The organism is Acinetobacter sp. GD03645 (genome assembly GCF_029845285.1).
Lineage (GTDB): Bacteria > Pseudomonadota > Gammaproteobacteria > Pseudomonadales > Moraxellaceae > Acinetobacter > Acinetobacter corruptisaponis.
The window spans coordinates 1-9,199 of sequence record NZ_JAOCLL010000039.1 but is presented as its reverse complement, the minus strand read 5'-3'; the positions used below and the strand labels follow the sequence as shown (position 1 = coordinate 9,199).

At 49.3% G+C, this 9,199-nt stretch carries 10 protein-coding genes; 8 read left to right on the top strand and 2 right to left on the bottom strand.

The annotated features are described in order from the left end of the window. Window positions 1–207 precede the first annotated feature (207 nt). Window positions 208–1,287, bottom strand: coding sequence for an AraC family transcriptional regulator (locus N5J47_RS17910; protein ID WP_004658508.1), 1,080 nt, complete (start codon window positions 1,285–1,287; stop codon window positions 208–210). Window positions 1,288–1,503: 216 nt separating this feature from the next. Here N5J47_RS17910 and N5J47_RS17905 point away from each other — a divergent pair, with 216 nt between their 5' ends. From N5J47_RS17905 to N5J47_RS17895, 3 genes are all read left to right on the top strand, one after another. Further along, the gene (locus N5J47_RS17905; RefSeq protein ID WP_004658513.1) at window positions 1,504–1,824 is read left to right on the top strand and encodes a 2Fe-2S iron-sulfur cluster-binding protein; all 321 of its coding nucleotides are present in this window, start codon (window positions 1,504–1,506) and stop codon (window positions 1,822–1,824) included. Window positions 1,825–1,873: 49 nt separating this feature from the next. Next, entirely contained in the window at window positions 1,874–3,265 is a 1,392-nt protein-coding gene (locus N5J47_RS17900) for a cytochrome P450 (protein WP_004658516.1), read from the top strand. Window positions 3,266–3,351: 86 nt separating this feature from the next. Continuing rightward, the gene (locus tag N5J47_RS17895; protein WP_001193555.1) at window positions 3,352–4,566 is read left to right on the top strand and encodes an FAD-dependent oxidoreductase; all 1,215 of its coding nucleotides are present in this window, start codon (window positions 3,352–3,354) and stop codon (window positions 4,564–4,566) included. 38 nt (window positions 4,567–4,604) lie between these two features. Here N5J47_RS17895 and N5J47_RS17890 read toward each other — a convergent pair whose 3' ends face one another. Beyond that, window positions 4,605–4,835, bottom strand: coding sequence for an IS5 family transposase (locus tag N5J47_RS17890; RefSeq protein ID WP_004656998.1), 231 nt, complete (start codon window positions 4,833–4,835; stop codon window positions 4,605–4,607). A 654-nt stretch (window positions 4,836–5,489) separates the two neighbouring features. On the opposite strand from N5J47_RS17890, the gene N5J47_RS17885 reads away from it, so the two are divergent. From N5J47_RS17885 to N5J47_RS17865, 5 genes are all read left to right on the top strand, one after another. Next, window positions 5,490–6,359 (top strand): metal-dependent hydrolase, encoded by an 870-nt coding sequence (locus N5J47_RS17885; protein WP_279961388.1) that lies wholly within the window; start codon window positions 5,490–5,492, stop codon window positions 6,357–6,359. 79 nt (window positions 6,360–6,438) lie between these two features. After that, the gene (locus N5J47_RS17880) at window positions 6,439–7,065 is read left to right on the top strand and encodes a TetR/AcrR family transcriptional regulator (protein WP_026472015.1); all 627 of its coding nucleotides are present in this window, start codon (window positions 6,439–6,441) and stop codon (window positions 7,063–7,065) included. Beyond that, complete coding sequence (locus N5J47_RS17875; protein ID WP_279961389.1) at window positions 7,062–8,027, top strand: BtrH N-terminal domain-containing protein; 966 nt, start codon at window positions 7,062–7,064, stop codon at window positions 8,025–8,027. Before N5J47_RS17880 ends, N5J47_RS17875 begins: the two co-directional genes overlap by 4 nt. Window positions 8,028–8,083: 56 nt before the next feature. Then, on the top strand, window positions 8,084–8,548 hold the full coding sequence (locus tag N5J47_RS17870) for a PaaI family thioesterase (RefSeq protein WP_000378064.1): 465 nt from the start codon (window positions 8,084–8,086) through the stop codon (window positions 8,546–8,548). A gap of 1 nt (window position 8,549) precedes the next feature. Next, window positions 8,550–8,969, top strand: coding sequence for a PaaI family thioesterase (locus tag N5J47_RS17865; RefSeq protein WP_000029507.1), 420 nt, complete (start codon window positions 8,550–8,552; stop codon window positions 8,967–8,969). The last annotated feature ends 230 nt before the right edge of the window (window positions 8,970–9,199 follow it).

Here is a 9,199-nt window from a genome sequence, read left to right as displayed (position 1 = left end):
TAACTGAAGACATTGACGGTGGATGGGCTGCAATGGGAATTAAAACCTCTACAGAGTTCACAGCGGGTTGCAAGCGTTGGGTTGAGTTGAGGTTATCGGATTGGAAGTGGAGGGCTGCCATATGATTGCCATCTCTGACATAGCGTTTTAAGGTATTTTTCTAGGGCGTATTGATGTTTCAACGTATTAACAATCATACGAACAACCTCATTCTCTCAGGTCATTTTCTTCTTGCCGATGGGTGATTTTTCGCCGATAAGCACTTGGTGATACACCAAACCAGCGTTTAAACGCGCGCCGAAAATTAGCAGAGTCGTGGTAATTCAGTAAGCTGGCAATTGCCTCGACCGATATTTGAGGGTCATGTAAATAACTACTGGCTTTCTCAGATAAAATCCGATCTCGAATCAGCCGGTAACTCGTGTTCTCTTTGACCAGACGTCTGGCCAGCGTACGCTTATTCATAAACAAGGCTGCAGCCAGATCCTCTTCACTCAGTTGCCCGAGCGGATAGGACAGCATGGCTTTTTGCACTTGGTAGGTGGTGCTGTGTTGTTGGGTCTTGAGCCGGTTGAGGATCATTTCGCATTGTTGCATCGCCAGCAGATAGCTATCGTGCTGCGCGGATGCATTGGCAATCAAGCACAACTCGGTCGGCACTCGGATCGACAGTTGTGGCTGATCAAACTGATAGGTACCGGCAAGATAATCCGCGTAACAGGCATGATGATCGGGGGCGGGATGGCTAAACTGAATCACCGCCTCGGTCAGCGGTCGTCCAACAATAAATTCGGCACATTCCGAAAAAATCACCGCAACAGTTTCGGACAGTAGCCGATGTACTGCATGACTCAAGGTCTGCTCAAAGAAAATCAAGCAGGTCGTCCACTCAGCATTGGTGTGTGTTTCGAGCCTAATCAAACTCATACGGGTCGGCAAAAAAGTTTGAAACGCTTGTAACACGGCCAATAAGTTCGGGCTGCTATTGATTAAAAAGCCCATCGAGCCATGTGTTGACGGCGTGAGCCGCTGCCCTAAACGCAAGCCAAACTGATCGGATGCGGACAACTCCAAGCTATTTTGTAAGATTTGAATCTGTTGGCTGGCCGTGATCATCGTGTCGTCACGCATCAGTTGTTCAGCGGTCAGCGTGGTGAATTTTAATAGTTTAGGTAGGTCACGCGCCTGCAAGTCCAGCTCTCGGCCAATCAGACGGGTATAGCTACAGGGGATATTAGCAGATTCACTTGTACTGGCGAGACCAGTCAGCAGACTTGGATGCAACATGGCTCAAACACCTCAATAACAGACCAGTATGAAAGAACATCGACTAGAAAAATGCAATCGACGATGGGGCTACAGCGCCATAATCGTCTTTTAATGACCCTATATTGTCAACAAGAGACCTGTAAGCAGTATGGATACATGTCTATTATGAGTAAAGAGGGATGGCTATTTTCATCGGCGTCACCAGCAACCGTATACCACACAGGAGTAGTAATAATGGGTCAAATTACATTGATCGAGTATGACGGTACCGCCACCGTACTTGACATCGAAGCGGGCAAGTCGCTGATGCAACTGGCTATCGATCACGGCGTATCCGGCATTGATGGAGATTGCGGTGGCGAATGTGCTTGTGGAACCTGTCATGTGATCGTTGACGGTGCTTGGCTGGCGGCGACAGGACAGCCCAATGACGAAGAGGCGCGCATGCTAGAGATGGTACCAGAAGGTACGGCGTCGTCTCGTTTGGCGTGCCAGATTCAATTGTCCGATGCAATGGATGGCATGGTGGTGCATTTGCCTGAGTTTCAAATGTAGTGACGGCAGATTTCAACAGCTGTTAAGCATCATCATTGAGGAATGAATCATGAAAAACATGCAAGCCACACTAAACCAAATTTCAGCCCTGCTGCCGATACCCATGCATTTACAAGTGAAAGGCATGCAGGTGTTCCAAAAGGTCAAGCAACGGGTGACACAGGCGCAACCGTTCCCTGATTTTGTAGAAAAGCCAATCCCCGATGTTGCCACGCTCAAGCTCGAAGACATCGATATGAGCAATCCGTTTTTATATCGACAGCATCAATGGCAGTCATACTTTAAGCGGCTACGCGACGAGCGTCCTGTTCATTACCAAAAAAGCAGTCCATTCGGTGCATTTTGGTCGATTACCCGTTATGACGATATTGTGTTCGTGGACAAATCCCACGAGCTGTTTTCGGCGGAACCGGTGATTGTGATTGGCAAGCCGCCCGCCGGACTGGATGTGGAAATGTTTATTGCAATGGATCCGCCTAAGCACGATGTGCAGCGTCAAGCGGTACAAGGTGTGGTCGCACCGAAAAATTTAAAAGAAATGGAAGGGCTGATCCGCAGTCGGGTACAAGAGATTTTGGATGATTTGCCGCTCGATACGCCGTTTGATTGGGTGGAGCGGGTGTCCAAAGAAATCACCGCACGCATGCTGGCGACCTTGTTAGATTTTCCGTATGAACAGCGGCACAAGCTGGTGTACTGGTCTGATACGTTGGCGGGCAGCGCAGAAGCCACGGGCGGTGAGATTAGCGACAACGATGTGCTTTTTAATGCCGCCGCTGATATGGCCAAGCAGTTTGCCGCGCTGTGGCATGCCAAGGCGGCTCAGCAAGCGGCAGGTGAGCCGATGGGATTTGATTTGATTAGCTTAATGCTGAGCAATGACGATACCAAGGATTTGATTCACCGTCCGATGGAGTTTTTGGGCAATTTGGCCTTGCTGATTGTCGGTGGGAATGACACCACGCGGAACTCCATGACCGGCGGGGTATATGCGCTGAACCTGTTTCCTGAGCAGTTTGTCAAACTGAAAAACCAACCGAGCCTGATTCCAAATATGGTGTCCGAGATCATTCGCTGGCAGACCCCACTGGCGTATATGCGTCGCATCGCCAAGCAAGACATCGAGATGCACGGCCAAACCATCCGTAAGGGCGACAAGATCTTAATGTGGTATGCCTCGGGCAATCGTGACGAGCGGGTGATTGAACAGCCAGATGCGTTTTTGATTGATCGTAAAGGTGCACGCAATCATTTGTCATTTGGCTTTGGTGTGCATCGCTGTATGGGCAATCGCTTGGCCGAGATGCAGTTGCGGATTCTGTGGGAGGAGTTATTGCTTCGCTTCGACAATATTGAGGTATTGGGTGAGCCAGAGTTGGTGCAGTCTAACTTTGTGCGCGGCTATGCCAAGATGATGGTCAAACTGACTGCCAAAGCGTAGGTATCAAAATAGGCGACAGAGGCATTTTGCAACTGTCGTCGGCAACAATTGATGCTGTGCATCAACCATGAACTGAGTGAATTCATATGCAAACAATCGTCATCATTGGCGCAAGTCATGCTGCGGCGCAGTTGGCGGCAAGTCTGCGGCCAGATGGCTGGCAGGGCGAGATTGTGGTGATCGGCGATGAGCCGTATTTGCCGTATCATCGACCGCCGTTGTCCAAGACCTTTTTATGCGGTGCACAACTGGTCGATGAGTTATTGATTCGGCCAGCCGCTTTTTATCAAAAAAATCAGATCGAATTTCGGCACGGGCGGGTGGTTGCGATTGATCGGGCAGCGCGCAGCGTGACACTACAAGATGGCAGTACGCTTGCGTATGACCAGTTGGCGCTGTGTACCGGTGCACGAGTCAGGACGGTGTCGCTGGCTGGGTCTGATTTGGCAGGTGTGCATTATCTTAGAAATATCAGCGATGTACAGGCTATCCAGCCATTTGTACAACCCAACGGCAAAGCAGTGGTGATCGGTGGTGGCTATATCGGTCTTGAAACAGCCGCCGCATTGACCGAGCAGGGCATGCAGGTGGTGGTCTTGGAAGCCGCCGAGCGGATTTTGCAGCGGGTAACTGCACCGGAAGTGTCGGACTTTTATACGCGGATTCATCGCGAACAGGGTGTGACGATTCATACCGGTGTGTCGGTCACGGCGATCACGGGTGAGGGGCGGGCGCAAGCGGTGCTGTGTGCCGATGGTTCGATGTTCGATGCAGATCTGGTGATCATCGGGGTCGGGGTTGTACCGAATATCGAGTTGGCGCTGGACGCGGGCTTGCAGGTGGACAATGGTATTGTGATTGATGAGTATTGCCGTACCAGTGCGCCAGAGATTGTGGCCATCGGGGATTGTGCCAATGCGTTTAATCCGATTTATCAGCGGCGGATGCGCTTGGAGTCGGTACCAAACGCCAATGAACAGGCCAAAATTGCCTCGGCGACCTTGTGTGGCTTACAGCGGACCTCGAAGAGTTTGCCTTGGTTTTGGTCAGATCAGTATGATCTAAAGTTGCAGATTGCGGGACTCAGTCAGGGGTATGATCAGATCGTGATTCGGGGTGATGTGCAGCAAAGGCGTAGCTTTGCAGCGTTTTATTTGCAGGCGGGTCGCCTGATTGCGGCGGATTGTGTGAATCGTCCGCAGGAGTTTATGCTAAGCAAAAAGCTGATCACGGCTGGTACGGCGGTCGATCCACTGCGGTTGGCGGATGAGTCGATTGCGGTACAGGCGTTGATGGGGTAGCTTAAAACTACATCAGGCTAGATTTGCATTACGCTGATTCAGATGTTAATCAGAATGGCATCGATAGATACCTGTGAGAGCAAGTCAGGTGCAGCTTTGGCTTTGTGTAATTCACCACCCGTGATCGCAAACACGATGGGTAATCCATACCCATCTACGGCAAGATGGATCTTACTTGTCTTGCTACCTCGACTTAAGCCAATCGCCTCCTGATCGTGAGTTGCAGCACGTGCATTATGTTGATGTGCCTTGACGTAATTGCTATCCATAACCCCTACTCTATATCAGAGTCAGTAGATAAAACCCTGAGTATGCTTTGGAAAAAACCTTTTGCTGACCAGTCGTTGTATCTTTTGTAGAGATTAGGCTGCTGACCAAACTCAGTCAGGAGGTAGGTCTAGCCATGGACATTTCACCCACATTCTGTAGAGCATGGCTTCTACGGTGAGCCGTAAATTTGGTTTGTGATCAATGTCCTGTTGCTTGAGCATAGGAGAAATCTTTGCTCAATGTTGGTCGTTCAGCATAAAGCGTGGCATGGTGGACTCGGATGGGGAGAGCTTTAATTCTCTGAGTCTGCCTCCAATTTGCAATCAATATTTTCAAACGTCAACACACTCTAATGTAAAAAAACTAACATTAAAAAAACACCTCTGCCAAAAGGTCTGGTAGCTATATTCGATGTCAAAGATGATCTGGCTCACCTGCTGCGTTGTTAACTCATTCTATCAAATTTTGAGGACAGGCTTGACATTTGGTCAATCGACCAATATATTCAAAATATGCATTTGGTCATTTGACCAATACCCGTTGAATTCTTGTGTGATATTTGCTGTGCCTGACCAAGGTGAAAAATATTGCTCAAGGTCAAATGTGATAGCAGGTTTACAGACATTCGATGCCTTTACAAGGAAACTCTCGCCATGACTCATATGATCAATATCCAGCCACGCAAGCCGCGCTTTGCCTTAAGTGACGTTCCCGTTTTCTGGAACGATAATGATCCCGTGTTAACGCGCTTCTTTGACGCGCTGTCTATTCACTTTCCTGATGGAGAGCGGTTTTTTATTCAGTCGGTGCGCAACTATGAAAAGCAGGTCACCGACCCTCAACTCAAGGCAGACATCAAAAACTTTTTCCGCCAGGAAGCCCAACACGGCATCGTGCATGACCAATATAATGCCGTAATGCAGACGCAGGGCATTGATGTTGAAAAGTCGATCTCAAAATTAAAACTTTTTATTCGGCTGTCACAAAAATACCTGCCCATCAAGTATCAGCTGGCTATGACAGCTGCCTTTGAGCACATTACGGCCACACTGGGCGAAGGCTTTATGGAAGGTGAGGGTGATATGTTCAAGAACGCCCATCCTGCCATGCGCGCTATGTTCATGTGGCACGGGGTAGAAGAAGTCGAGCACAAGGCAGTGGCCTATGATGTGTATGAAAAAGCAGCAGGTGGCGGCTATTTTACACGCACATCCGCCCTCATTGCAGGCACAGTGCTAATGCATGCAGTTGTAGGTTCTGTGCTTTGGCATATGCTAAAGGTGGATAAAATGCACGGTCAGCCTTTAGTGCTTGCCAAAGGGTTTTATCGGCTGTATGGACCACGCGGCATGATTACCAAGCTGATTCCACGCTATCTGGACTGGTTTAAGCCGGGCTTCCACCCTGGTGATACAGGCATCCCGGAAAAAGTTAGTGCCTGGCTAACCGAATATGACAAGCACCAGGACCCCATGGAAGCTTCGCGAATTGTTTTTAACATTCCAATTGCGGCGGCAGCATAAAATAAGCAGAAGTGCTGGAAGATTTTACACGACTAAATCGAGTATTATATTGGTCTGATACCATAGTATGAGTGAAGCCGTGTTAAGTCGAGAATCTGCTCGAGTCGAAGTTACAGACCGCGAAAGAGTGCTCGCTGCCTCTGCCAGGCTGTTCCGGGAAAAGGGTTTTGAGCGTGCAAGCGTCCGAGAAATTGCAAGGGCTTGCGGCATTCTTCCCGGCAGCCTTCATTATCGCTATCGCAGTAAGGATGATATTCTGGTTGATATGATGCAGCTGGCCATTGAAAGAACTATCCACGGGATCATTGAAGCAACCTCAATGATCCAGGATCCTCTAAAAAAAATGAAATCGGCACTGCACGCCCATCTTAATGTACTCATGTCTGGTGATGATATGGTATATGTGCTTTTGTTTGAGTGGCGCTCGCTCCATGGTGCCGCACGTGAGCAGATGATCGCCGAACGAGACCGATACGAACAATATTGGCACGCCATCCTGAATGAGCTGAAGACTCAGGGTTTTATCCGTAAGGATGTGGATGTGGATCTGTTAAGGCTTATTGGCCTAGGCGCCATCAATTGGGCGGCCACCTGGTATAAAGACAATGGAAAGTACAATCTTGAACAAATCGCTGATGCCATATGGCAAATGATGACAAGAGGCATACTTAATATGGATTTTCACGACGAGGCAAAAAACCTGTGAAGAAACGGGATGTTCAAATTACCCATGCCATCGGGAGACATTGTGGCAGCTCTGCAATTCGTGACCTGCTTGAATTTAATGGGCTGACTATTTCTGAGGCCATGTGCCTTGGATTAGGTTCAGGGCTTGGGGTGACTTACCTGGAGCTGGCGGAGGCCCCTGTCCCATTTTTAGTGCATGTGCGCTCCTTGGGCTTTGAAGCACGCGTATTTCAAAGCCTTGGGATGCCTTTTGAATGGCAAACTTTCGATTCCCCCGAGTTGGCAGCCGTAGCGCTTGGCAACTGCCTGGATGCGGGACGTCCTACCCTGCTGCTGACAGATATTTTTTACCTGCCTTACTTTAACAGCACCACTCACTTTCCCGGTCACGCCATTGCGGCCTGGTCGAAAAACCCAGAGACGGGCGAGATTCTGGTTACTGACACTGAGCGCCCTGATGTGCTGTCCGTGAGCGAACAGGCTCTCACGCGCGCGCGATTTTCTACACAGCCCCCATTTATTCACTATGGCAATATGTTCACGCCCACCGCGTTTCAAGGCGAAATTACCCCCGAGATGATTACCGGTGTCATCCATGACAACGCCAAGTCATTAGCTGTGAGTGGCATATCGGCACTGGAAACATGGCTGGCCGAACTGAGTCGTTGGGGAGCCACAGGCGATTGGCACTGGACGACCCGATTTGCCTACCAAATTATTGAAAAGCGTGGCACAGGTGGCGGCGGCTTCCGCAAAATGTACGCTGAATTCCTTGATGAAGCGGTTCACTATGACGCAAGTGTACAGCAATATCGACTGCCCCTGTTAATGAGGGCTTGCGAAAAAGCATGGACGGCATTAGCCATGTGTTTGAAGTCTGCCTCGGAAAGCACAAACTTTCCATATGCCGCCATTGAAGAGGCCATTGTGGCGGTGATGCAGGCCGAACGTAATTATACAGATGCCGCCCTTGCACTTTGAGACGTGCCGCTAATTTTTTCGCAATAAAATCAGCCAGCAATGGCGGGAGTTCAAAAATGGACAGTAATAACACGGCACACCTGACCATGGCTAAGGCGTTTTTTGGTACTAATCACCCTTTATTCAATATGTTCAATATTAGTGTTGGTGCAGTGAGCGATGGTCATGCCGAGATGACGATGCCCTTCTCTGAGCAACTCTCTGACCGTAAAGGCTCACTGCATCGAGGGGCTTTGGTGACGCTGCTGGATACGACTTGCGGCTTATCTATTTTTTCGTCATTGCGGTCGTTAGAGCCGATTGCCACTATTGATTTGCGTGTCGATTTTTTGCGACGTATTCCCTCTGCGGTAGGTTTAAAGGCGATAGTGGATTGCATTGGTAGAACCGATACGGTGGCCTTTATCACGGGCCGAGCGGTTGCAGAAGACAGTGGTGAGCTACTGGCTACTGTCACTGGTTCTTTCGCAATCGGCACGATGGGACCCTCTTTTGACAGCAATGAAGCGCGAGGCGAGTGATATGAGTATAGTAAATCAGATGAGCGCGGAAACACCCCCACTAAAATTGTGTGACGAGCCTTTTGTCGATTTTCTAGGTTTTCGTGAGGAAATGCAACATGGAGAAATACAGTACTTTATGGACTTTCGTGATTCGCATATCGGCAACCCGATGATTGGCACGTTTCATGGCGGCATTCTCGCGAGTTTTGGTGAAGTGGCCGCCGCCGCCTATCTTGCCCGTCAGCGTGGTGATAATGAGCTGCCCTTATGCTCCACGATGACCTTTGATTACCTGCGGCCAGCATTTATAGGTACGTTACAGGCAGTCCCCAGTATTGTTCGTGCGGGTCGGCGCATTACGACAGTATCGGTTCAGTTACTACTTGATGGCAAGTTGGTTTGTATCGGTCGATTCCTGTTTACGGTTAGCAGCAAATAAAATTGGAGCAAGCTCAGTTCAGGATGCCGACCCTGTTTTACTCAGAAAAATTTTCAATAGATAGACAAATAATATCAAATAGCTGGAACTACTACTGATACCGATACAGCGTTGGCGCAGAAATCCCAAACTCCTTCGCCAATGCTCGCTTGGTTTTGTAGTCGCCAGATTCAAGACGTTGATGCAGCAGAGCCACTTGTTCAGGAGTCAGTGACGGCTTACGGCCCTTG